Genomic DNA, 23849 nt, shown 5'->3' with positions numbered 1-23849 from the left:
GGATCTCCGTCAGCTCAACACGGGCGCGGCCGGTGTCTGGATGTGCGCGGCGAGGGCGCGTTGCCGGCGCTGCACGGCCAGCACATCGGCGATGGCGTAGCCGGTCGCGAGGATCAGAATCATCTGCAACGCGAGGCCGGGGATGTTGAACGTGCCGCCGTGCAAGGCAGTGGGCATCGTCGGCAGCGATGCGCACGGCGCGAAGGATGTGGCCAGAAGGTAGACCACCAGCGTCAAGCCGATTGAAAGCACGAACGGGTTAGGCATGACCTGTTCGAACACATAAACCAGCGATGCTACGAACCTACGGCTCGGCACGGCGTTCTCCGTGATGGCCGACGAACTGCTGTTTCTGTTTTCCATGGCGTGTCTCCTGCAATTGCATGTAGTTATGCAGCTTACGCTGGTGTGGACCATCGGCGCTGCATCGCGGGCACGCCACCGATCCCGAGCATTACAGGCAGGTTGCGTAACCACCACAACGCCGCGCGCGACGCAGCCAACAGAACGTTGGAAATTTTAATAGTCGAAGCGCTCATGCGCACCTAAACAATCAATGCAGATCGTTCCTCATGCTTCAGGGATGCTACTGGAGTCTCTACCTGGAATGGCTGCTTTTGGGCGAGCTGAAGGGCGGTTTGGGGTCGACATGAGCCCGATTGGATTTAATGCAATCTGAGCTAGGGGCAGTTGACCATCGGTCGCTAAGTGGACGGTCGCATTCGGACAATCGGCTACTTTGCAGCCAAACTATAAGTATTAACCCTTAAGTTTCCGTCCTTCTTGTCGTTATACAGAATTGCCCGGCAAGCCGGTGACCAGGTGGCAGATCTTGAAAGATGGAACTCTGATATGCGGTTGAACAACATGAAAATAGGAGCGCGCCTCGCGCTGGCATTCGCAGTCACGTTGCTTCTAACGTTCGCACTTGCAGCCGTATCACTGAGTGGACTGAGTGGCTTCAACCAGGACGTCAATAACGTCACGCGCTCGCGCATGCCGGTGTTGTGGGATCTGCACAAGCTGCTCGAAATCACTCGCGGGCAGGCGGTGATGGAACGCGACGCATTGGCCGCGTTGGCAGGCAACCAGTCGGAGGTCGTAAGCGGCAATCTGCAATCGATCGGCAATGGTCACGATATCGTGTCCAAGGCAGTCGAAGAAATCCAGCAACTCCTCGACACGGACCAGGGCAAAGAGCTCTGGGCCAATGTAGCGTCCGCCCGTCAGGCGTATTTGTCCGAGCGGGCGGCAGTCATCGCGCAGATCAAGGCCCGCGACGCCGAAGGGGCACGCCAGAAGTTACTGAGCGAACAGGTGCCGCTGGAGAACCAGTATCTCGGCGCAGTCCAAGCCCTGATCGATTATGTCGGCAACCAGGTAGCGACCGAGCACGACGCATCGAGCGCATCGTATGCCAACGCTCGCCTGCTCGTACTGGTGCTCGCGGCGCTCGCGCTGGCGGTCGGAGGGGCCTGCGCGCTGCTGGTCACGCGTTCGATCGTCCGGCCGCTGCAAGTAGCCGTCGATGCGGCTGAGAAAGTTGCGCAGGGCAACCTGGCCACGCGGATCGACGCGGATGGCAGGGACGAGACGGGGCAACTGCTTCGCTCGCTTCGCAGCATGACCGAAAGCCTGTCTAACACCGTCGGCGAGATCCGCATGGGCGCCGAGTCGGTAATGACGGGCGCGCGACAGATCGCGCAGGGCAACATCGACCTGTCTTCTCGCACGGAGGAGCAGGCGGCGTCGCTGCAGGAAACGGCGGCGAGCATGGAGGAACTCACGGCCACCGTCAAGCAGAACTCGGAGAACGCTCGCCAGGCGAGCGGCCTCGCGGACAGTGCGCATGCTGTTGCCAAAGAAGGTTCGGCAATCGTCGGGGAGGTAGTCGGGACGATGGCGGACATCGAGGAAAGCGCGGGCAAGATCGCCGAAATCACCGGCGTGATCGAGGGCATCGCATTCCAGACCAACATCCTCGCACTCAATGCGGCGGTGGAGGCAGCGCGTGCGGGCGAGCAGGGTCGGGGCTTCGCGGTGGTAGCCAGCGAAGTGCGCTCTCTGGCGCAGCGCTCGTCGGTAGCGGCGAAGGAAATCAAGGAGCTGATCGAGACCTCGGGCAGCCGCGTGCAAGCCGGAACCGACCTGGTCGCGCGGGCAGGAGAGACGATGGACAAGGTTGGCACAGCGATTCAGCGCGTGACCGACATCATGGGCGAGATCGCGTCGGCTTCGAGCGAGCAGAGCCGCGGCATTGAACAGGTGCACCAGGCGATCAGCCAAATGGACCAGGTCACGCAGCAGAACGCGGCGCTGGTCGAAGAGGCGGCGGCAGGGGCTGGCTCGCTTGAGGACCAGGCGAAGCAGTTGCGCGCTGCGGTGGCGGTGTTCCGCACGGCGCAGGCCGATATCGCCGCGCCAGCCGCGCGCCCGCCGTCTGTTGCGAAGCCGCCAGCGGCGAAGCGGCCTGCCTCTGTGGTCCAGCGTGTGGTACCAACCACGAAAGTCGCCGCGCCGGTGCCGCGGCGCGCTGACTCGCCGGTGACGGTCGAGGGCGCAGACTGGGAAACGTTCGACAGCGTCGCATGAAGAGAAGACATCAACGCCGGTCAGCCAGTAGATCGCCGCGGTAACTCGTCCCATCGTCTGGCGGACAGTCTGCAACGGTTTTGAACGGCGGCTTTCCGCAAAACCGACCGTCTCTTTGGGGTCGCGATATGCCGGACGCATGAGGCACGGGTCGGCCAGCTACGGACGCTGGCCAACGCTTTCAAGCGGACATCCGAACGTCGAATTTGCCCCAGACAGCTGACCTTCGCGCGCGGATTGCCAGATAGAATGCGCCCTAGCTGCACGATCCGATTGTCGATTTGTTCTCTTGATGGACCGGCTGGATGAAGGCTACGAACCGCCTGGGTCGCTTTAAGCCTTCCATGGCTTCGGCAGCCCGGACACGATATTCTTCTTTGTCACCCAATAGGCGCGCACGGGGCGGCCTTCTGACTTGACATGGAAACTCGCCGCACCGGGCGGACCACAACTGGACGGAAACCAGCGATGCGCACCAATGGACCAACGAACTGTCGCCAGCCCGCCCGTATGCCATTGAGCCACTTGTTGTTACCGCCGGAGCCGCCCAAGCTTGCGCCGGGCATCGTGCACAGCAATTTCAGCGTGCAAGGCGACGCCCGTCACAGCTTCCTCGCCTGGCAGGAGCGCATGAATCCGGTCTACGACATCCAGGCTGCCTCGAAGCACGGTGACGAGACGTTCGACGCGGCGCTCTCTCGCTACACTATCGACAATCTGAGTTTTTTCGATTTCCGCACCAGTCCCAATCTGGCCGTGCGGTCGCTGGGACGAGTGTCGACGGAAAGCATACGCGACGTTAGCTTCAGCGTGTTCCTGAAGGGTCTGCCCGGCCAATTCCTGGGCGGCAAGCAACGGCGCGACGCACCGCAGTTATCTTCCGGGCCGACCATCCTCGCGCTGGACATGGATCAGCCGTGCACAGTCCGGAGTTTTCATAGCCGGATACTGCTGTTCTTTGTGCCGCGCGCCCTGGTCGAAAAAGCGTTCCCCGACGCCGCGTCGCTGCATGGCCGCCAGGTCGAAGCCACGACGCCTTTGACGCGCATGCTGATTGCTCATCTGGTCGCGCTCAATCGACAAATCGTCGGCCTGAGCAAAGACGAGGCACATCAGTCTTTTCTCACCGCGGTCGAACTGCTGGCTGCGGCATTCAGCCGACAAGCGGGCCTATCCGGTAACGCTCGCGCTGCGGTGCGCGCCGCAGCGTACGGACAAGTTCGGCGCTATGTCGAGGCCAATCTGCACGACCCGGATTTGTCGCCTGACAGCGTGTTGGCGTCGCTTCATTTATCGCGCGCCAGCGTGTACCGACTGTTCGAGCATGAAGGCGGCCTGGCCACTTATATCGCCAGCCGCAGGCTGCGAATGGCGGCTGATGAACTGGTCCGCTTTCCTCATCTCGAAGTGAAGGACATTGCCTCGGGGCTTGGTTTCAACAGTGCGTCGAGTTTTACGCGCGCATTCCGTCGCGCCTTTGATATCGCGCCGCGGGACTTGCACGGGTATGCCCCGCTGCTCCGACGCGAACAGGACAGGCTAGAGCGACATGCTACCTGGCCGGCGGCAGGCACCACATAAATGCGCAAGAAGGTTGAGCACGCGGTGCTATTCGACTGCGGTGACTCCCGCGCCGATCGGACTGCGGTCTGTAAAGTCAGGTTGCCGGGAGCGGGTTGTAGCCGCGGCATAAATCGGCAGGAGCCGGCCAGGAACAATGGGATGGACTCCTCCTCACCCGACTGGTACACGGCGCATGATTAGCGGCGTACTTGACCGGTCCACAGGGAGGAACCCTAGATGGACATTATCCGCGAGCGCCCGTTTGCCGGATCGGAATCGCCACCGTGTTCTCTTATCGGCCCCCAGGCTGACGTCCGGTTTTCCCCGGCCGGCGTCAGGCAGCGGTGCGGTTGCATATGCTGACCGATGCGTGCCCCTTGAGCAGGTCGAGGAGCCGGAAGACCCGGCGCCGCTGAACGGCTACAAGGTCATGTGTTTCCGCCAACCTGCCAAGGCGCCTTTCCCAATACTCGTGATCGAGCCCACGAAAAGTGTTTTCAGCGTTCACGCGCGTGACGTACTGGGCTATGCGTTCGAAGTGGTCGAGCTGCGCGTCGGCGAGGCTGGCCGGCAACAGGCCCCCGTCCGTCGAAGTCGGTTGTTTTTTTGTGCTGCTCATGGCTATCTCTGATCGTACGTCTAGCACCTTCCGCCAAAGCGATGCCATGGCCAACGTTCGCCCACGACATCGCGACGGCCCCTGAGATTTCCCGGGCAAATGCGAGAGTCCCTTATCTGGTGGAAAAGCCTTCTTCCGTACGACAATACCGCGGCTTCCTTGGTACGCTTTACCGTGTGTCTCACAAACTTCCTAGGGGCCGTGCAAATCGCGTGTCGCCTGATACGAACGCGGCGTCGCGTGTCAGATTCACCCGTAGAGCCCCTTGATTGACAAAATGTCCTCGGCCCGTCATTTCAGTGCGAGGGCAGGCTGCCGCATCGGCGCCGATCGGCCACCTACGGCCGTTGGCGCGTGCTTTTACGCGGACAGTTGAACGTCGGTTCGCCCCAAGACAGCAGACATTCTCCGGGCGGATGATGCGCGTCGCGTCGTTGTCCACCCTGGCCGCTGCGTTGACGGCAAGGAACCCATCAACTTGCTGCGAGGACATCAGACGGCTGTTACCTACATTGAGTTAGTTGCGTACTGCTACGCAGGAGCAGTGCAACCAGTTCGGCCTGCCTATGCGTATAGGTCTTGGAGAGTATCTGCTTAAGATACCCCCTTGCCGTCCCGATGCCGATTCCCAGCCGCGAAGCCGCTTCCGCAAGGTCCATACCACGCGCAAGCAGGTTGGCAAGCGCAGCCTCGCGCCGGGTAAGCCGGAAGGTCTTGACGAGAACGATCGGATCGATGTCGGACGCTCTGTCTGGTTCCATCACAAACAGAACGACGCCCGCTGCAAGACTCCGTTCACCCAGAATACCGGCCCCACAGACAGGCATAACGCTGACGATGAGCGGGGGACGTGGCGGCTGGCGCGACAGACAGCAACGCATTGGCACTGCGGGCCGTATCGCCATTTCGCGACCATCCCGGCTAACGTCGTGCCAGCGGGCCGCAGTCGCGACGGCGCGACGCAAATCCTGCGTATCGGAATGCTGGGAAGCAATGACCGTTTCCCTGTTCAACAGCAAACCGTCTCTACGTGCGGCGAGTGCCTCGGCACAGGGATTCACGAGAACCGGACGCATGGCCGCGTCGAGCAGGATCACGCCGACATTCAGCTCAGCGACAACGTCGAGCGCGCCCTGGGCTCGCAAATCTGCGGCAGCCAGGCGGCCTCGAATGTCCAGCGCCGTCCTCAGGTGCGGGACGATCAGCTTCGCCGCATCGAGATCCGCGTCGCTGAAATCCATCGAACCCAGATTTCGACCGACAGAAAAATGAACCTGTCGTCTTGGCAGCCGTACAAGCGGCGCGACTATTCCATAGAAGCCGCCCTCTGGGCGAACTGCTTCGTTGTAAATATCCGAACGTCTGAAGTCCGCATCGGAAATCGCCGACGTTTGCCGCAGCGGTGTGCCAACCGGTATGGCTTTGATCCAGTCCGGGAGACGGGTTTCGAACTCGTGCTGAAGTCGCGCCGCATTGACGGGGACTATCCCCATGGAAACCGCCAAACCGGCAGCATCGGCAATCGTTTCATTTAGCATCACCTTCTGCGCACCGATTGCCTCCGTGATCGAGGTCAGCGCAGTCGGCCAGTCATTGGGGGCGAGCACGGCCCCGTATATGTGCCGAATCGCTCGATGGATAGTTTCGACGCGCGTCATGCTTACTTCCCTCCGGCATCCGATTTCCCTCCCAAATGGGAGTGTTCGGCGTATGTAGGTTGGACGAAAGTATAGGCAAATATTCCCGTCGGATCCGATTCGAGTGAGATACGCCGCACGCTCGAACGGGATAGCGCGCAACCACAGTCGGCTCCTGGCTGACGGTCGGTTAACTCGGTACTTAAACCATCCTGTAACGGAACGAAGCAGTAATGCTGCTTCAAAGCCTTTGTGTGGGCAAGCGCGCCGGCATATGACTGTCGGCGCCCCATGTCGGTGCAAAGGCGCGACGGGAAAATGTCGCCTGCCGGTATCAATACTAAGGAGAACAAAATTGGCCTCTTCCATCAATACGGCCGGCAACCCCGCATACAAGGGCAACGATAGACTCATCGTGGGCATTGTGCTCGCGGTTGTCACCTTCTGGCTGTTCGCTCAGACGACGTTCAACGTTTTGCCTTCCATGAGGACCGAGCTGAGGATCAACAACAGTGTCGGCGATATGGCCGTAAGCATAACCGCGCTGTTTTCCGGGGCCTTCATTGTCGTCGCAGGCGGACTTGCAGACCGGTTTGGCCGTGTGAGAATGACGTATGCGGGGCTCGCACTGAGCGCCGCCGGTTCGTTGCTAATCGCAGCCACCCCGTGCGGTACCGCAATTTTTTTGATGGCCGGACGCATCATTCAGGGCGTATCCGCGGCGTGTATTATGCCGGCGACCCTGTCGCTGATGAAGACTTATTACGACGGCGAGGCACGTCAACGGGCACTCAGTTTCTGGTCAATCGGCTCGTGGGGAGGATCGGGCCTGTGTGCGCTCTTGGGCGGCGTAGTCGACTCGACGATGGGATGGCGCGCCATCTTCTGGATGTCAATCGTTGTTGCGGTCGCAAGCTGGACGCTCATTCGTGGGACGCCTGAGAGCAAAGTCGTCGAGTGCAGCGCAGCGCCGATCGACTGGACCGGATTAGGCGCCTTCCTCGTTGCAACGGTGGCTTTCAACATGGTGGTGGCTCAAGGGGCGGAGCTAGGGTGGCTAAGTCCGGTCATACTCGCTCTGTCCGCCGCGTTCGCATTGGCTGTGGCCGTTTTCGTTCTCTCCGAACGTTACTGCAGTCACCCATTCGTCGATTTTCGACTATTCGGCAACACCGTGTACCTGGCCGCGACGCTGTCCAATTTTTTCCTGAACGGGGTCGCGGGGGCGTTGCTCATCGTGTTATTGCTCGTTCAGGACGCTTTCGGACTTTCATCGCTGCAGTCTGGCTCGATGACCGCGGGGTATCTCGTCGCCATCCTGATAATGATCCGGGTCGGTGAAAAGTTGCAGCAACGTTGGGGCGGACCACGTCGGCCCATGATCCTCGGCTGCGCGACCACGGGGGGAGGTCTATTCCTCATGACCTTCACGCATCTGCCTGTTGCGCAGTACGTGACTGTCGCATTCGTCGGCTTCACTCTGTTCGGCGTCGGGCTAGGCATCTACGCAACGCCTTCCACAGATGCCGCATTGTCTAGCGTCGGGGATTCGAGGTCCGGAACGGCGTCAGGAATCTACAAGATGGCGTCATCGCTGGGGACCGCCTTCGGCGTGGCGATATCGGCGGCCATCTTTACGGCTCTCACAGAGGTCAATGGCGTATCTCCGACACAATCTTTGGCTGGCCTCGGGTTTGATCAGCTTCGATTCGCAGCTGCCGCTGCACTGTGGTTTAACGTGACAATGGCCCTGCTCGCAATGGCGGCGATCATATTCGGAATGCCGAGGCGAAGTTGTAGCTGGGAGTGTCCCTCATGACCAAATTAACGTATCACCCAGCGATGGACGCCAATCCGGCGGACGGATAGCGACCGTACCGCCATCAATGCCGCATAGGACCGGGTCGCAGAAACCATGCCGATCGCCGGCAAGGCCGTGCTGACGGTCCGACATTCAGATGACTATGCTGTGGACCTAGATGTGTTGGATGCAGCGCAACGGGCGTTGCAGACATACACGCAGTCTTGACCGGCACCGCAAGCAACCGCACCGCCAGCGTTTTGCAGCAACCCCCCGCCCATCGTCGCGAAGGATGTGATGGCGTCTGTGTCAGTAACATCCACTCCTCATTAAACGTTGTTTGCGGACGGGAGCCGATGACCACCGTTTCGCCTCAACAGTCACCGACAGCACCACCTTGACGAACGGCCGCTGACTCCTTGGCTGAAGTGGGTCGAGGGCGGCCCGTCGCGGCACGCCGCGTTCAGTCCTGTCACGCAAGCCATCCGTGGGACTGGGTTCGGCCAGTTTCTGTCGCTCGAACAAATGTCGCGACGGTCCGCTTGCAAGCTGACATGTGACGGACGCGATTCCACTGCGAGTTTCACCGTTCATCGGTCAACGATCCATTGGCAGCGCGCCGTTGTCTGCGCGCTGCGGTTTGCCAGATTGCCAGTCTGAGGCCGGGGGAGTAGGCGCGACGGGCACGAATGATCAGGGAGTCCAACGATAAACAACGATGCTAGTGCCGTTGTAGTCGTCCTTGGTCACAACATACTCACCGTTCGAACGCAGCACCGATCTCAGCCCGTACATTGAATCCACGTCATTGCCGACGTACACGTTGTTGGGGTTGCTGTTGGTGAATGTGTTGTCCAGGCTGCCCGACGTCAGATTGAAGGCATCGATGTTGGGCACGGTGTGGACGTAGCCAACGAACAGGTAGTTGCCAGCAGCGGTGAGGGACTTCGGGTTCGCACTGTTGAGCGTGATTACCGGATTGGGGTTGGTCGTGTTGCCGGCGAGCCACCCGTGGTAGACCTCTACGCGGGTTCCGATGCCGGTCCAGTCCGTGCTGCCCGTGACGCGCTGCCCGAGGATCATCGTGCCGCTTTCGGGCAGGTAGATGATGCGGCTCAGGCCACCGATCGATGCAGGAACTGGCACAGTCACGGACGCTCCCCATGACGGCTTGCCGTTCGCATCGAACCCGGTCAGGGGCCAGTGCCAGATCTGGTTTGTCTTGTCCAGACCCGCCCACACGTCGCCCCTGCTGTCGAGGCAGAAGCCGTTGCGAACCCGCGCGGTGGCATTGAATAGCGTGCCCGGCAATGCCCCGTCCGGAACGGCGATATAGCCTTGGGCTGGGTCGAAGTGGAAGAAGTAGAAGCCGTCGGGGTTCTGGTCAGTGGCGACCAGCACCCTGTTCGTTCCTGCGCTCGCAATCATGCCGAAGTGCAGGCCGCGGCCGGGATAGGTGGTCGAGTTCAGTCGCTGGTCGTTGGGGTAGGTGAAGGGATCCACTGTATTAGCGACGAAGGACCAGTTTGCACCACCCGTACCACGGTAGACGTTGACGCCACTGTAGAAAGTTCCAGCATCTGCTGCTGGATCAGGCGCTCCAATGGCTTCAAAATTGAGTGCCAGCAACCTGTACTTAAGGCAACGCTTATGTGGACGCCTCCCGGATTGCAAGCGGTTTTATCACGTGGGCTGGTAGGTAAGGTCGCACGCTTATGTCCGGCCTGTTTGCGCAGGTCGTGATGCCTGCTGGCCTCTATGGAATGCGCTGGCGGGGTCCTCATCTGATCATCGAACACAAAGGTTCATATGCCTTATCGGGTTATCCCTGCCCCGGTCCAACCTGTTAGCCAATGTGGGTCTATCGCTTGCGCACCTCGATGAAGGAAGTAGGTTAATTCACTGGTTGTGACATCAGTTCGTCAGTCCGGCCGCTTGAATGGGTTGATATCTGTCGGTGTGTGCCAGGACGGCCCAGATAGTTCTGGCTAGCTTGTTCGCTACCGCCGCGACGGCGACATTGAAGGGTCGGCGGCTGAGCAGTGCGTCGACCCAGTCGCTATGCTTACCCCGGAGGACAACGGAGCGTGCCCCGTGCATGAGTAGGGTGCGTAGGTAGGTATCTCCGCGTTTGCTCAGGCCGAGTTGGCGCACTCGGCCACCGGTTCCGATCTGGCGCGGCACCAGGCCGAGCCACGCGGCAAACTCGCGTCCTGATTTGAAGTTGCGTGCATTGCCAATGGCGGCCGCCATGGCTGTGGCGGTGAGGAGACCGACACCCGGAATGTCGCTGAGTTTGCGGCAGTCCTCGTTGTTCCTGAAGGCTTGGGCGAGGCGGCGCTCCAGAACGGCGATCTCGCCGTCGATTGCCTGTACACGGGTCCACTGTTCACGAAGGCTGTCGACGAGCAAACCCGGAAGACGGTCGGCAACCCTGGCGAGACAGGCGGAGATGTTGTCGGCAAACGCGCGATATCCCTCGGGCAGCACTTCGCCGAATTCGTAGAGAAGGCCGCGCAGGGCGTTGGTCTGCATGATGCGAAACTTCATCAGTTGCGCCCGGAGCCGGTGCAGCGCGAGAATGGCCTGCTGCGCTTCGGTCTTAACGGCGACAAACCGCGCATCGGGCTGCTGAGCAGCTATCCAGATCGCCCGCGCGTCGGCGGCGTCAGTCTTGTTACGCAGAACGAAGGGACGCACTGAGCGTGGGGCAATGAGCTTCACGTCGTGGCCGAGGCTCATCAGCTGTCTGGCCCAGCAGTGAGCGCTGCCACACGCTTCCATGACGACAAGCGAAGGCTCGCGGCTCGTGAAGAATTCGATGACCTGGTTGCGTTTGAGTTTTATGCGCTGAATCTCCCCGGTTTGAGCCATAACGGCATGCAATTGGAATACGTGCTTGGCTATGTCCATGCCGATTACGGTGGGTTTCATTTGAACCTCCTCAAGTGGCGAGCTGCAGGCAAACGCCGGAAGCTCTCACTGATGATGGCAGAAAGAGGCGGCGGTCGCCCGTGTCACATCGGACGGTAGATGATCGCCGCCGGAGGGAGGCGTCCATCCCATCTGATCAAGTCCACCGAGTTGGTACTTCACGCGTTATATAGATCGTGTTTAAAGAGGCAGGCAGAACAGGATGAAGCAGCAGACGCTGGCGATGGCAGCCGATCAAGGAGCGGGTTTCGAGACGCACCGCAAACGCACGCGGCGCGACGAGTTTCTCGACACGATGAATGCGATCGTGCCATGGCCGCAGTTGTGCGCGGTGATCGAGCCGCATTATCCGAAGCGCGGCAATGGCCGCCCGCCAATTGGTCTGGAGCGCATGCTGCGGATCCACTTCGTGCAACACTGGTTCAATCTGGCCGACTTCGCTTGCGAAGAGGCCCTCTACGACAGCGCCAGCCTGCGTCGCTTTGCCGGAATTGACCTGGGTTGTGAAGCCGTACCGGACGCGACGACGCTGCTCAAATTCCGGCGCCTGCTGGAGACGCACAAACTGGGCGAGCAATTGTTTGCCGAAGTCGGCCGGGTGCTGCAGGCCAGCGGCATGAAGCTCAAAAGCGGCACCATCGTGGACGCGACGATCATCGGCGCGCCGAGCTCGACGAAGAATGAGCAGAAGGCGCGCGACCCCGAGATGCATCAGACCCGCAAGGGTCGCCAATGGTATTTCGGCGCCAAGCTGCACATCGGTGTGGACAGCCAGAGCGGCCTGGCGCACAGCGCAGTGCTCACGCCGGCCAACGTGCATGACAAGCACCCGCTACCGCAATTGCTGCACGGGAACGAGCGGCGCGTCTACGGCGATAGCGCCTATGCGAGCCAGAAAGCGCTGATCCACAGCAAGGCGCCCAGGGCGCGCGACTTTACCAATCAGCGCACGCGCCGTGCGGGCGGCGAAGTCGACGAGGTGCAGCGTGGCAAGAACCGCAACAAGTCGAAGATCCGCGCCCGGGTGGAACATGTCTTCGCGGTCGTAAAACGACTGTGGGGATTTACGAAGGTGCGCTATCGCGGGTTGGCAAAGAACGCCAACCGGGCGTTCGTCGCGCTCGCGCTGGCCAACGTCTATCTGTCGCGCAGGCAACTGACGGCATCGGTACGCCCATAGTGGGCGAAAGGCGGGCAACGCGCCCGCCTACAAGGCCCGCGAGGGCCGAAAAGCAATTGCGCAAGCTCGGCTTCATGACTTGACGACGTTCAATTGCTGACAAGCTGCCAAATTCGCGGCTTGTTCAGCGAATGAAAGGGACTTCCCCCGTCCCGAGGCTGCGGTGGAAGCCGCGAATTGGTATCACAGTGCCATGATGGAGTCTCGAACCTTCATCAACACCAACAAGAGGGGAAGTCCATGCCTGTTGTCACCGTGGGAATCGATCTGGCCAAGAACGTGTTTGCGATTCACGGAGTGGACGAGTCCGGCAAGGTTGTGCTGGTTAGGCCGCGCGTCATGCGGGACCAACTCATCTTGCTCATCGCCCAGCTGCCGCCTTGCCTCATCGGCATGGAAGCCTGTTCCGGCGCCCATCACTGGGCCCGCCTGTTCCAGCAATATGGCCACACCGTGAAGCTGATGGCGCCGAAGCTCGTGGCACCGTACCGTATGTCGGGCAAGCGCGGCAAGAACGACGCGGCGGACGCAGCGGCGATCTGTGAGGCGGTTACACGTCCGAGCATGCGCTTCGTGCCGCTGAAAGATGAACACCAGCAGGCGACACTCTGCCTGCATCGAACGCGGCAGGGCTTTGTCGACGAACGGACCGCAATCTACAACCGGATACGTGGCCTGCTTTCTGAATTCGGCGTGGTGCTGCCGCAAAGCCCGGAGCGTCTGCGAAGAGAGATCACAGTCCATCTCGATTCTTTACCCAGTTGGGCCAATCGCTGTATCAGCGATCTGCTTGAGCACGCAGGCAACATCGAGGCCCGGCTTGCCGAATACGACCGCGCGATTCGCCAAATTGCGCGCGATGACGAACGCAGCCGGCGGCTCATGCAGTTGCGCGGTATCGGCCCGACCACGGCGAGCGCACTGCTTGCGAGCCTCGGTGCCGGACATGACTTCAAAAATGGTCGCCAGGTAGGCGCGTGGCTCGGATTGACGCCGGGGCAGCATAGCAGCGGCGGCAAGCAGCGGCTTGGCAGCATCACGAAGGCGGGCGACGCCTACCTGCGCTGTCTGCTGGTGAACGGTGCGCGCGCCGTCATCGCGAATCTCGGCGAGAAGCAGGACCGCTTCAGCCGTTGGGTGAGAAGCCTCGTTGAGCGGCGCGGATATTGGCGCGCGGCCGTGGCGATCGCAGCCAAGAATGCGCGAATGGCGTGGGCGGTCCTCAAGTACGGCGACGACTTCAAGCACGAGCCAGCCGCCGCGTGAGCTCCACGGATGTGTTCATCAACCGCATACCAATAAGAAGCAACGGTACCATGAGCGAATAAACGATCACTTTGCACTGCCAGCGGTGATGTGAAGCGGGTTGGACCTGCGCGAGGCATACCTGATAAGGCTACAGGGATTTCATTCCCGGTCAGCGAACGAGGCCCTTGCGCGCGTCTTTCATCAGGGTCCGGGCCGTCAGCCCAACATGACCGGTTGTAGTACCGCAGTCCTTCACCTTCTCACACGACGTCGGCAAGGCAACATTGCGACAACAGAAAACCACATTTGTGCTTGCGCTCAATGGGGAAGCCCTTGTAGTAGCCTTAAGTGCTCCAGTCGAGCCGTACGCATAGATGTCCGTGCCTCCTGTTCGTCCATGGTCCCAGCTGCCGCCCCAGGGCTGGGAGAGGATGTAGGTGTTGCCCGTAGAGTCTCGCCCAATGCCATCGATTCGAGCGAAGCGCAGGCTGCCTACCTGGCCTTTAGTTCCAGTGGTTGTATCGAGGTACCCGCCCTTGATGCCGAAGGTTGAGACCTGCGTGTAAGTGCGCGTGTCGTAGATCTTGACCTGTTGGTCTGGCCCGGCGTCGCCGATCCAGAGGTACTGAGTAGTCGGGTCAAAGTAGAGGGCGTGGGGCTGGACGCCTGCGGCGAGGGTGACTGTGCCGAGGGGCTGGCCGGAGAGGTTGAAGCGCTGGAGCGCGCCTTCGGTCTCTTGCGCGATGATCAGGTTGCCGTTGCGGTCGAAGGCAATTGCGCCTGGATCAGTCACGGCGATGTCAAGAATCCATGTGCCGTCGGTTTTGTAGAGGCGGACGCGATTGCCTGGATGATCTGATGCGGCCCAGTATTGACCCCACGTCGCGATGCCGGTGATGACGTCCGCGCGCCGCTCGGTGGTGTCAGCGCTGACCTGAATCTGCTGGTCGTTCGCACCGGTCGCGCGGATGTAGCGGAAGACCATCCCGTTCGCGAAGACGCCGTTGACACGGCCGAATTGGCGGGGGGCCCACAGGTACGTCGCATTGCCGGTAATCGCCGAGCCCTGCGGCTCGCCGTGCGCTCCGATGCTGCCCGCATTAGCACCGTTCTTGTAGATCGCAATGCCGCCTTCGTTCTCGTCCCACATGGAAGCAGTGTAGATGGTGCCTTCTGGCGCGATCCACATCGAACGCGCGGCGTTACCTACGTGAGTGGCGTTAGTCCCAAACGTATTCGCTATCCAGTCAGTCGTGTACTGCCCCTGACATCCCAATGCAATCGTAGCGCTCAGCATTGCCGCAAGGAATGCGGCACAGATTCGTTTCATGACGTCCCCCCCCCATTTGCAGCACGTGCGACGGCCGCCATCAGGAGACCGGATGGCTTTTTCACTGAGGCGGCTGGCAAGTAAGGATGCAGTCCGGCGCAATCAGATCGGCGGGCCGTACAGGCCGGCACGTTCCGCGCCGGTTGTGTCAGTCGAGGGACGTGCTTCTGAAAAATAGTGCTCTGGGCACGAAGCCCGAAGACGAAACCGAGCAGAAGTGTGCGATTGCATACATTGGCATTTTCATGGCGTTGTCACATTGGCGGGCTATGCCGCACCTGGCCATGCATGTCAACGAACGACCGCTCCACATTGGAAGCCGCCGTTGAGATCGGCTGGGCTGAAGGGCCGAAGTGGGTCGGCTACGGAAGTTCGACGCGGCGGTGCGGCCGACGATCACCGGAGGTACCAGTGACGCTTCGAGGAGCACCCTGCTGGACTGTAAGGAAGTCGGCATTTCCGAGCAGATCAGTCTGAGTCCGATCACTTTCGAACGAGAGAAGGTGTAGCGACGCGTTGCCCGCCTCAATTAACCGTTGCAAAGGGTCCACAGCTTACGCGCGACCATCACGGCGCCGCGATCCAGCTCCGTGCGAGCAGACAGAGTATGTCAGATGTCACTGCGCTGTCTCACGCTAACGTTTAATGCCACTATTCCAGCTAGCGGCGTCTCCCGCGCACAATCCGGCTTGGCGACACCCAGAAGCTGCGGCTTCCTCTGTCTGATTCGAAACCGGCACCCCGAGAGAGGTTGTGTCGAAAAACAATCCAGTTTTGTACTTCTTTACTTCGACAGATGCAGCTTCTTCGATAGCACGATACCCCGCTGCGGGCTCACCAGCCAGATGGCGTGAATGTTGGTGTACAGCGTCGAGGTTCTTGTTGTGATGTCTGTGGGCTCGTCGTTGCTGGGATCGCTATGTTCGCGTCGGTCGGTCAGGTAAGGCGGCGCCATGCTACACCTCAGCACAATCGCGAAGTCTCCATTCGCTTCGTAGAACGCCGACTGCGAGAGTGTCACGCGTCCGTGAACCCTGGTTTTGCTCCGTTCGCCGGACTTGAGCTCAATCAGATCGATATGTTGGATGTACCCCTTGGCCTTCGCCTCCGGCGCCACCACAAGCCCTCGACCGCGTGGTCCGGTTATGGTCTTCTTGAGCAGGATCACTCCCGGATTGTCGTCCTCGGATAGATCTACGTCTACCGTCAACAGGTGCGTCTTTGACTGATATCGTATTCCGTAGGGCGCCGGTACGACGAAAGCCAGGTCGCGGTCGAGACTGGCTTTCGGCAAGTCGAGATCGCTTGGCGCCTTAAGAACAGGGACGTGGATCAGGTTCCTGATGCGATCGCTCAACGAAGGCGAGTTGGCACTGAAGCTCTGGTCCGCCAAGGCGTCCCTGATGGCAACCGGGTCGTCGCCCACGAAAGGCCGAGTCGACAGGACATCTGCAGAGGCAGAAATTTCAGGCTCAGTCGCATGGGTAACAGTGGCTGAGTCTGCCGACGTCCCGGCGTGCGCCAGCAGCGACATGCAAATCAGGGCGCAAGCGGCGTTCGAACGGACCAACACGGTTTTAAGATCAGCCACGACAAACCCCTCCAGGATCAAGGCAGTCTATCGCAAAGCCTTGCACGGTCAACTCGACCGCGCGACAGCGGCCGTAGGCACCGGCTTGATCGTAAGCGATCCATTTTCGGCGTCTAGCCGCTGGGGACAGGAGCGAGGAGCATAGGTGTCCACCTATTCGGAGGTGGACACCTATGGCTGACAAAGATCCAGAGTTAAGAGTAGTTCGACGCAGCAGCGACGGTCGCCGTCGTTACGACGATAAAGGCAAGCGTGCGCTCGTTGAGGAAGCGCTGCGTTCTGGTGTGTCGGTTGCCCGCCTGGCGCAGGAGCACGGGATCAACGCCAACCTGCTACGCAAGTGGATCACGAAGTACCTGCTGGAGCGCGAGAAAGGCATCTCGCCGGCATCGCAGGATGATGCTACCGGCGAACAGGAACGTCCGCATGCCCCGGAGGAAATCGTACTGGAGGGCACGCTCGCGGTGATTGATGGCGCGCCCATTGACATCCCAGGTTCGCGCAAACGCTCCCCACCTGTCGCCTCGCCCACGGCATTCGTGCCTGTCGTTGCAGCACCACCAGCACGGCCAACCGCACCGCCGTCGCCGTCGCCGTCGCCGTCGCCGTCACCGTCACCGTCACCATCGCCATCGCTGACGCTCGCACTGCATGTGCGACTGTCCAACGGCGTCGAGTTTGATCTCGGCGAGGCGAGCATCGACGAACTGACCACCGTGGTCCAGATGCTGGGGAGGATGCCGTGTTCCGGTTCGACGAAGGCCTGAAGGTCTACCTGCATCGGGAACCCGTCGACTTCCGGTATGGCATGAACAGCCTGTCGATTCTCGTGGAGCAGGCCATGCATTTGAACCCGATGGATTCCTCGCTCTATGTGTTTACCAACCGGAGATGCGATCGCATCAAGATCCTGGGCTGGCAAGGCAACGGTTTCTGGCTCATGCTCAAGAGACTCGAGGCAAACGATCGCTTCGTGTGGCCTGACAGCGCGAACCGGGTCGCGACACTGAGCGTCGAGCAGCTGCACTGGCTTATCGAGGGCATCGACATTGCCGCAGTCCAGCGACATCCCAGTCGAGATTACGCACGCGTGAGCTGAACACGTCACCGGCTTGCCGGTCTAAGCGGTATGCCGATCAACGTGATCATCGACGCCGACGAACTCAAGGCACTGCTCGCGATGCGAGAGGCCTATGGTTCGCTTCAGCGCGATCATGAGGAGGTTCGCAGCGCACTGCGCCTCGTGACAGCTGAGCGCGATCTCGCCGAGGAACGACTGCGCGCTTACCGTCGCGAACTGTTTGGCGCGAAAAGCGAAGCGCGCGCCTCGGACCAGTTCGGCCTGTTCAACGAAGCCGAAGCGCTCGGCGCGAACGCCACTCCCGCGCAGGAAGATACCCCCGGAACCGAGGTCGCGGCCCACAAGCGCAAGAAGCGCGGCCACCGCAAGCCTCTCGATCCCAATCTGCCGCGTGATGTCGTGCGACACGAACTCCCTGAGGCAGAGCGCTTCTGCGATCACGACGGACACGCGCTCGTCGAGATCGGCGTCGAGATCAGTGAGCAGCTCAATGTCATTCCCGAGCAGTTGCGAGTCACCCAGCATCAGCGTATCAAGTACGCCTGCCCATGTTGCGATCTCGGCATCAAGGTTACGCCGGCACCGCCCCGTATCATCCCGCGTGGGCTGCTGAGTGAATCGGCGCTCGCGTGGATCGCCACCGGCAAGTACCAGTTCGGCATGCCGCTCTATCGCCTGGCCGGTCTGCTGCGTCGCTTCGGCGGCGACATCTCGTCGAACACGATTGCCGCGAGCATGGTCCGCGTCGGTCTTGCGACGCAACCCGTCATCAACCTGATGCGCGATGCGCTGCTCGATGCCGAACTGATCTACGGCGACGAGACGACGTTCCAGGTCCTGAAGGAGCAAGGGCGAAAGCCGCAAACGAAAAGCTATCTGTGGGCGCAGATGACCGGTTCGGGCATCCCCATCCGTTGCTTCACCTATACGCCTGGTCGTGGCGCCAGGCTGGCTGACAGGCTGTTTGCCGGTGTCCGTAAAGGTGCCGCCCTGACGACCGATGGATACGAACCCTACAACGGCATCGCTGAACAGTACCAGCTCGTGCACCTCGGATGCTGGACGCACGCAAGACGGTACTTTGTGAAGGCGGAAGACAATGTCCCCAAAGCAGCGCGCCCGCCCGATCTGCTCGCGACACGCTTCATCAGCCTGATCGGAAAACTGTTCGCGGCCGAAGCGCGAAGCCAGACGTGGACGGCTGGGCGACGACAGCGATTGCGGCGACGATACAGCGCGTGCGTACTCGATGTTATCGAAAAGCTGATGCTTGAGCACTCGCCTGGCGTCGTCCCCAACAGTCTGCTCGGCAAGGCGCTGACCTATCTGCACGGGCAGTGGCCGAAGCTGATCCGTTACGTTGAAGACGGCAACTGGCCCATATCGAACAACCCTTGCGAAAATTCCATTCGCCCGTTCTGCCTGGGACGCCGCGGCTGGTTGTTTGCTGACACCGTCGATGGCGCAAACGCGAGCGCCAATCTCTACTCACTGGTCGAAACCTGCAAGGCGAACAGCATTGATCCGTATCGCTATCTCACCTGGCTGTTACAGCGTCTCCCGCTGGCACAGACCGTCGACGACTACGACGCGCTCTTGCCCTGGAAGATGCCCATCGATCTCCGCTGACTGAGCCCTGTACCACATCTCATGAGAACCGCGCCCTTACTCTGAGGGGTGTCGTCAATGGATCGCGTACGCTTGATCGTTCTTCGTCAGCTCAGCAGTCCCAACGGCAGCTATAAAGGCCGAGAACTTCCCGGCCAAGACGGCTGCTCGAATGGCTGTTCCACTTTGGAAGCTGCCGTAGACGTCCTTGATCGGCCGTTTCTGAGGATCACCGATCTCCGTTGCGACAGAGACGAACGGAATATTACGGGCGGTAACGCGATCGACCCAGACTTGTGCAACCAGGCCGTCAATAGGCAGGACCGCGATGCCGTCGACTTTTTGCGCAATCAGATCGTCGATGGCATTGCCTTGCCGCTCAACGCTTGTCTTTCCGTCGAGAATAATTGTCTTCACCCCCGCCTCCTTGGCGGCGGCCTGAAAGCCCTTTACGACCGCTACATTGAACGGAAATTGCATTCCGGCGGCCACGTAGCCAAAAGTGATCTCCTTCGCGCCGACCGTGGCCGCCATAAATGACAACGCACTGGCGAATCCGGCAACACGAAGCGCCTTAACGATGGGTGGCATGGAACGTCTCCTAACAATTGTTGTTTATATTGAACTGCCGGCATCGCTTATCTCGTTCCGGTTGCCGGCATGTCGGATCGAGGAATTCTCTTGCACATACAGATCTCTGCGGAGCGTCTTCGTGAGCACGTGCGTGACTGATCTTGGTAAGTCGGTCCAACACGGGCGACCAGTTATCAATGATCCCAAAGACGACCTATCGCCGTAAAGCGACTGGAATCCGTTGATTGAAAGAAGACGGCACCGCTGTTCCCGGCGATTAGCTCGCCGTCTTCGAATTTGTCGGGAAGGAACTTGGGTATCCAGAACAATCGTCCGGAGAGTCATGAAATTTCCGACGTCAGACCAGACTTATTTCAGCGCAATGTATTAGTAAGCAGCGGTCAACTAGCTGTCTTTTTTTGGAAGAAGCGTCACCGTCTGTCGTAAGATTATTTCCGCAGCCGATGTTAGGTCCAGTTGGTTTTTCTGCCTCCGATGGTAAGTTGCTCTGAACCTTTGACGAACCCATCATCGCAGAAGCTGCCCGCTCGATGCCGCATACACCGCGCGCGCTTCTACTGGCTGACGAACCGCACGACGAGCTCGCCATGTCGTGCGGCTTCGACGACGATTTTGCCGCACAGATCATACAGACCAGCAATCGCACTGCTCACGCAAATCCATGCGGGATCGGAACGGGTGCTGGGACCGCGCTTCGACCATCCAGCCGTGCTGGACCTGCTTGAGCGCGACACGTCGCCCGCGGTGTTCGCCGCAACCGGCGAGAAAACCGTCGCCAACCGACGCGTCAACTTGTCCTAAGCATGGGCAAAAGCATTGCCGCCCAAGTCGTTCAGGCTCAGCGAAGAGGCAGTGGTCGTAGCCGGAACACAGGCGCAACCCTCGTCATGCCGCGTCTGGCACAGCGAGGGTTTTTACTCATTTCAAAGGAGGATTTGCTGACGCTAGGGGCAAAGACTCGGTCAGATCAGCTTACCTCAAAAGAAGAAAAATCGACTGTACGGGGTAGGGTCGACGTTGCAAACTAGATCCATAAGATGGCCATTAGCCGAACAAGTACGGAGACGACCTACTACCAACAAGTCCGCCGCAATCTTCGCAATGCTGCAGGGTGTGCGACTGTCCACTGTGACCCGCAAACAGCACTACGAACATCGCTTTCGGCCGACAATCTGAATGTTCCCGCGGAGCGGAGCATCAAATAGGGCCCAGTGGATCCCACCAATCTGCGTCGGATAGAGTTAGTCGCTTCAGTCGCCACCAGTTGGCGAGATCCTACTTATTCCTGATGCGACCATCGACCGCCGCGAAGGCAGCGGTGTCGGCTTATCTTTTCGTCGATGTGCATCGCGCGTCCTGCTAAAGGAGGTTGCTATCGCGACTCCGTCGCAAGATCTCGATGACCACCGACGCTAGTGATTGGTGTGATGGTTTTTTCAGGGGACTTCGGATGAATAATAGGGTAAATGCCGGCGCGCGGCTCGATCGCCTCCCAGTCGGATCTTTCCATACGCGCGTGCTATGGCTAGTCGGATTGGGTATGTTTTTTGATTCCTTTGACAATACCTTATCAAGCTCGGTGCTTGCGACGATGCTTCATAGCGGTTGGTCAACGTTGCAGCTGAATTCGATTTTCATGTCCGCCACGTTCGTCGGACTAACGATCGGTGCGGGCCTTGCCGGTTGGTTGAGCGACCGTTTCGGTCGGCGGTTTGCCTATCAGTTCAATCTGGCGATCTTCGGCGGGATGGCACTCGTCTCCGCCTTCGCTCCATCTATGCCTTGGCTCATCGCCTTTCGCTTCGTGATGGGCTTGGGGATGGGGGCCGAATACGTGATGGGCTACGGTCTGATTATCGAATTCGTGCCTCCAACCCATCGGGGGCGTTACCTGGGCTTGCTCGCGCTAATCGGAGGGTCCGGCGTATTCGTCACGTCGGTGGTTGCGGCGCTCATCATTCCTTGGCTGGGCTGGCGACCGATGTTCGTGATTGGGGGCATTGGCACGCTGTGGGTCTGGTGGATGCGCCGTCATCTGCCTGAATCGCCGCGCTGGTTGGAGCGCGTCGGGCGAACTGCGGAGGCGGAGGACGTTGTCCAGGCCATCGAGAAAGAGGCTGGTGTCACTGCGCCGCTGCCTTCCAGTCCGCAAACGCCCGCCACGGAACCTCACTGGGTACCATTCTCAACGCTTTTTTCCCGTCCAGTAATCCGGCGCACGTTGCTCGCCATCGTGATCAACGTGATTTGTTTGTTCGGTTCGTACAGCCTCACCGGGTGGATGCCAACGTTCTTCGTGAAGCAGGGCATGAGCGTGACGCACTCGCTTGGCTTTAACGCCGCGATGATGGGTGGCTGGATTGCAGGACCGTTGCTTCTCTCATATATCTCTGATCGACTTGGACGTCGCACGGCAATCATGCTGTTTGCTGCCGCGTGCGCGTGTTTGGGTGCCATCTATCCCTTCCTTACCTCGTCGATTGCAATTGTTCTTTGTGGTTTCCTGCTCGTGTCAGCCGTCGCCATTTTCCTGACGCTTGGCTTGGGAATGACGCCAGAACTGTTCCCCACCGAGTATCGGTTCCGTGGGGGCGGTGTTGCCCAGATGTTTGGGCGGCTGGGTCTGATTGCGTCGCCCTTCGTCGTGCTCGGTCTCTTTAACTGGTTCGGCATTACGGGCGTAGTCGGCGCTATCTCGGGCGCGTATGTCTTTATCGCATTGCTCATCATGGTGGCCGGAATCGAGACCAATCAGCAGTCGTTGGAAGCTCTTGAACCAGAGGAGGAGCCTGAGGCGTCCGACGCGTTCCCTCAAACGGCAACTCGACGATAGGCTTTGGACGGTATGTAGCTTCGGTGGGCGATGACCTATGACGAGCGCCCCTCGAGGCGCTCGTACCCTTTGATGAGTGCACACCGGGTCGACGCCTGCGTGGCGTATCCCGCAGATCAACTCAGAAGAGGAAATCAAGCATGCGCGGCATTGTCTTTCGTGGTGACTGCACATTGGAACTCGTGACGTTCCCCGACCCGACGCCGGGCGTCGGTGAAGTTGTCCTGGAGATCAAGGCTTCTGGCATGTGCGGAAGCGATCTTCATTTTTACCGTCGACCGGGTAGCTCACCGCCGCCGTCAATTATTGCTGGCCATGAGCCATGTGGTGTCGTCGTTGCCGTCGGTCCCGGCGCGATCGGACCTCACGCCCGCATTGGCGCGCGCGTTATGGTCCATCACTACAGCGGCTGTATGGGATGTCCGGACTGCCGTTCTGGATGGCCGCAGATGTGCAGAACAACGACTATAACGGTCTACGGCACGGACGCCCACGGCGCACATGCACCGTATATGAAAGTTCCGGCCGACACGCTGGTCCCGCTCGATGAGCGCCTAAGCTTCGAGGCGGGCGCCGCGATCTCATGCGGAACAGGAACCGCATGGGGTGCGTTTGAGCGGATTGGTATCACGGGCCGAGACACCGTCGCGGTATTCGGTCAAGGACCGGTGGGTCTTTCCGCCACGCTTCTCGCAAAGGCGCAAGGAGCCCGTGTCATTGCACTCGATATTGACGAAAGCAGACGCAACACTGCGAAAGCGTTTGGTGCGGACGCGGTTATCGATCCTCGCGACGGCCGGGTTGCCGACGCCATTCGTGAAATCTCACGCGGTAAAGGCGCAAGCGTCGCGCTTGAGACGTCCGGCGCGGCGGCGGCGAACCGGGATGCTCTCGATTCGGTAAGCCCCTGGGGCACGGTGTGCCTTGTCGGAATCGGCTGCGAATTCAGCTTCTCATTGGCTAAGTATTTGCGGACTCAATTGCGCATCCTGACATCGTGGACCATGTCGATTCAGGGGCAGCGAGCTTGTGCCGACTTCGTTGTGGACCGGGGAATTAACCTGGACGCGCTGTTCACAGACCGCTGGCGATTAGACCAGGCGGAAGAGGCCTACCAGGCCTTTAACCAACAAAGCGGCGGCAAGGGCGTGTTCTTGATGTAGTGCGTGACCGCGCCCGAAGCTAGGAGTCGTTGCTGAAAGAACAGGATAGAAGGAAACACATGAGTACTGCGCCTA

The 23849-nt window shown here is 60.0% G+C and carries 17 protein-coding genes and 2 pseudogenes; 11 read left to right on the top strand and 8 right to left on the bottom strand.

The features are described 5' to 3' along the window. Nucleotides 1-9: 9 nt before the first annotated feature. On the bottom strand, nucleotides 10-363 hold the full coding sequence (locus OKW35_RS47890) for a TIGR00366 family protein (RefSeq protein WP_429555771.1): 354 nt from the start codon (nucleotides 361-363) through the stop codon (nucleotides 10-12). A 489-nt stretch (nucleotides 364-852) separates the two neighbouring features. Between OKW35_RS47890 and OKW35_RS47885 the strand changes: the two genes are divergently transcribed. Beyond that, entirely contained in the window at nucleotides 853-2592 is a 1740-nt protein-coding gene (locus OKW35_RS47885) for a methyl-accepting chemotaxis protein (RefSeq protein ID WP_429555770.1), read from the top strand. A gap of 468 nt (nucleotides 2593-3060) precedes the next feature. After that, nucleotides 3061-4173: a helix-turn-helix domain-containing protein gene (locus tag OKW35_RS47880; RefSeq protein WP_429555769.1), complete on the top strand. Its 1113-nt coding sequence runs from the start codon at nucleotides 3061-3063 to the stop codon at nucleotides 4171-4173. Nucleotides 4174-4489: 316 nt separating this feature from the next. Here the strand turns inward: OKW35_RS47880 and OKW35_RS47875 are convergent, their stop codons facing one another. Further along, entirely contained in the window at nucleotides 4490-4774 is a 285-nt protein-coding gene (locus OKW35_RS47875; protein WP_429555768.1) for a hypothetical protein, read from the bottom strand. A 503-nt stretch (nucleotides 4775-5277) separates the two neighbouring features. Then, nucleotides 5278-6432, bottom strand: coding sequence for a helix-turn-helix transcriptional regulator (locus OKW35_RS47870; protein ID WP_429555767.1), 1155 nt, complete (start codon nucleotides 6430-6432; stop codon nucleotides 5278-5280). 334 nt (nucleotides 6433-6766) lie between these two features. On the opposite strand from OKW35_RS47870, the gene OKW35_RS47865 reads away from it, so the two are divergent. After that, entirely contained in the window at nucleotides 6767-8230 is a 1464-nt protein-coding gene (locus OKW35_RS47865; protein ID WP_429555766.1) for an MFS transporter, read from the top strand. A gap of 675 nt (nucleotides 8231-8905) precedes the next feature. Here OKW35_RS47865 and OKW35_RS47860 read toward each other — a convergent pair. Beyond that, a pseudogene (locus OKW35_RS47860) lies at nucleotides 8906-9853 on the bottom strand (SMP-30/gluconolaconase/LRE-like region family protein); the annotation flags it as partial. A gap of 273 nt (nucleotides 9854-10126) precedes the next feature. Further along, the gene (locus tag OKW35_RS47855) at nucleotides 10127-11146 is read right to left on the bottom strand and encodes an IS110 family transposase (RefSeq protein ID WP_429555765.1); all 1020 of its coding nucleotides are present in this window, start codon (nucleotides 11144-11146) and stop codon (nucleotides 10127-10129) included. A gap of 202 nt (nucleotides 11147-11348) precedes the next feature. Here OKW35_RS47855 and OKW35_RS47850 point away from each other — a divergent pair, with 202 nt between their 5' ends. Continuing rightward, the gene (locus OKW35_RS47850) at nucleotides 11349-12326 is read left to right on the top strand and encodes an IS5 family transposase (RefSeq protein ID WP_429555764.1); all 978 of its coding nucleotides are present in this window, start codon (nucleotides 11349-11351) and stop codon (nucleotides 12324-12326) included. A 240-nt stretch (nucleotides 12327-12566) separates the two neighbouring features. After that, nucleotides 12567-13592 (top strand): IS110 family transposase, encoded by a 1026-nt coding sequence (locus OKW35_RS47845; protein ID WP_429555763.1) that lies wholly within the window; start codon nucleotides 12567-12569, stop codon nucleotides 13590-13592. Between the two features lie 151 nt (nucleotides 13593-13743). On the opposite strand, the gene OKW35_RS47840 is transcribed toward OKW35_RS47845, so the two are convergent. Then, the gene (locus OKW35_RS47840; protein ID WP_429555762.1) at nucleotides 13744-14904 is read right to left on the bottom strand and encodes a hypothetical protein; all 1161 of its coding nucleotides are present in this window, start codon (nucleotides 14902-14904) and stop codon (nucleotides 13744-13746) included. A 784-nt stretch (nucleotides 14905-15688) separates the two neighbouring features. Continuing rightward, nucleotides 15689-16495, bottom strand: coding sequence for a hypothetical protein (locus OKW35_RS47835; RefSeq protein WP_429555761.1), 807 nt, complete (start codon nucleotides 16493-16495; stop codon nucleotides 15689-15691). 173 nt (nucleotides 16496-16668) lie between these two features. On the opposite strand from OKW35_RS47835, the gene OKW35_RS47830 reads away from it, so the two are divergent. The 3 genes from OKW35_RS47830 to tnpC are packed head-to-tail and all read left to right on the top strand — an operon-like array spanning nucleotide 16669 to nucleotide 19205. Next, a complete protein-coding gene (locus OKW35_RS47830; protein ID WP_429555760.1) occupies nucleotides 16669-17262 on the top strand; it encodes a transposase in 594 nt (197 codons plus the stop codon). After that, nucleotides 17238-17594 carry an IS66 family insertion sequence element accessory protein TnpB gene (gene tnpB / locus OKW35_RS47825; protein ID WP_090812353.1) on the top strand — a complete coding sequence of 119 codons (357 nt, stop codon included), beginning with the start codon at nucleotides 17238-17240 and terminating at the stop codon, nucleotides 17592-17594. Before OKW35_RS47830 ends, tnpB begins: the two co-directional genes overlap by 25 nt. Nucleotides 17595-17624: 30 nt before the next feature. Continuing rightward, nucleotides 17625-19205, top strand: coding sequence for an IS66 family transposase (gene tnpC, locus OKW35_RS47820; RefSeq protein WP_429555759.1), 1581 nt, complete (start codon nucleotides 17625-17627; stop codon nucleotides 19203-19205). A 54-nt stretch (nucleotides 19206-19259) separates the two neighbouring features. Here the strand turns inward: tnpC and OKW35_RS47815 are convergent, their stop codons facing one another. Beyond that, nucleotides 19260-19775: a substrate-binding domain-containing protein gene (locus tag OKW35_RS47815; RefSeq protein WP_429555758.1), complete on the bottom strand. Its 516-nt coding sequence runs from the start codon at nucleotides 19773-19775 to the stop codon at nucleotides 19260-19262. A 500-nt stretch (nucleotides 19776-20275) separates the two neighbouring features. Here OKW35_RS47815 and OKW35_RS47810 point away from each other — a divergent pair. The 3 genes and pseudogenes from OKW35_RS47810 to OKW35_RS47800 form a co-directional block, all read left to right on the top strand. After that, nucleotides 20276-20713, top strand: a pseudogene (locus tag OKW35_RS47810) (IS110 family transposase); the annotation flags it as partial. A gap of 605 nt (nucleotides 20714-21318) precedes the next feature. Next, nucleotides 21319-22611: an MFS transporter gene (locus OKW35_RS47805; RefSeq protein ID WP_429555757.1), complete on the top strand. Its 1293-nt coding sequence runs from the start codon at nucleotides 21319-21321 to the stop codon at nucleotides 22609-22611. A gap of 140 nt (nucleotides 22612-22751) precedes the next feature. Then, nucleotides 22752-23774 (top strand): zinc-dependent alcohol dehydrogenase family protein, encoded by a 1023-nt coding sequence (locus OKW35_RS47800; RefSeq protein ID WP_429555756.1) that lies wholly within the window; start codon nucleotides 22752-22754, stop codon nucleotides 23772-23774. Nucleotides 23775-23849 lie beyond the last annotated feature (75 nt).

It is taken from the genome of Paraburkholderia sp. MM5477-R1 (genome assembly GCF_050436385.1).
GTDB lineage: Bacteria > Pseudomonadota > Gammaproteobacteria > Burkholderiales > Burkholderiaceae > Paraburkholderia > Paraburkholderia tuberum.
This window is presented reverse-complemented; position numbering and strand designations above follow the sequence as displayed.

Coding starts and splice junctions, on each gene's coding strand:
- OKW35_RS47845 (WP_429555763.1), top strand. CDS start 12,567: ATGCCTGTTGTCACCGTGGGAATCGATCTGGCCAAGAACGTGTTTGCG.
- OKW35_RS47800 (WP_429555756.1), top strand. CDS start 22,752: ATGCGCGGCATTGTCTTTCGTGGTGACTGCACATTGGAACTCGTGACG.
- OKW35_RS47880 (WP_429555769.1), top strand. CDS start 3,061: ATGCGCACCAATGGACCAACGAACTGTCGCCAGCCCGCCCGTATGCCA.
- OKW35_RS47885 (WP_429555770.1), top strand. CDS start 853: ATGCGGTTGAACAACATGAAAATAGGAGCGCGCCTCGCGCTGGCATTC.
- OKW35_RS47870 (WP_429555767.1), bottom strand. CDS start 6,432: ATGACGCGCGTCGAAACTATCCATCGAGCGATTCGGCACATATACGGG.
- OKW35_RS47830 (WP_429555760.1), top strand. CDS start 16,669: ATGGCTGACAAAGATCCAGAGTTAAGAGTAGTTCGACGCAGCAGCGAC.
- OKW35_RS47890 (WP_429555771.1), bottom strand. CDS start 363: ATGGAAAACAGAAACAGCAGTTCGTCGGCCATCACGGAGAACGCCGTG.
- OKW35_RS47805 (WP_429555757.1), top strand. CDS start 21,319: ATGTTTTTTGATTCCTTTGACAATACCTTATCAAGCTCGGTGCTTGCG.
- OKW35_RS47815 (WP_429555758.1), bottom strand. CDS start 19,775: ATGCCACCCATCGTTAAGGCGCTTCGTGTTGCCGGATTCGCCAGTGCG.
- OKW35_RS47850 (WP_429555764.1), top strand. CDS start 11,349: ATGAAGCAGCAGACGCTGGCGATGGCAGCCGATCAAGGAGCGGGTTTC.
- tnpC (WP_429555759.1), top strand. CDS start 17,625: ATGCCGATCAACGTGATCATCGACGCCGACGAACTCAAGGCACTGCTC.
- OKW35_RS47855 (WP_429555765.1), bottom strand. CDS start 11,146: ATGAAACCCACCGTAATCGGCATGGACATAGCCAAGCACGTATTCCAA.
- OKW35_RS47840 (WP_429555762.1), bottom strand. CDS start 14,904: ATGAAACGAATCTGTGCCGCATTCCTTGCGGCAATGCTGAGCGCTACG.
- OKW35_RS47875 (WP_429555768.1), bottom strand. CDS start 4,774: ATGAGCAGCACAAAAAAACAACCGACTTCGACGGACGGGGGCCTGTTG.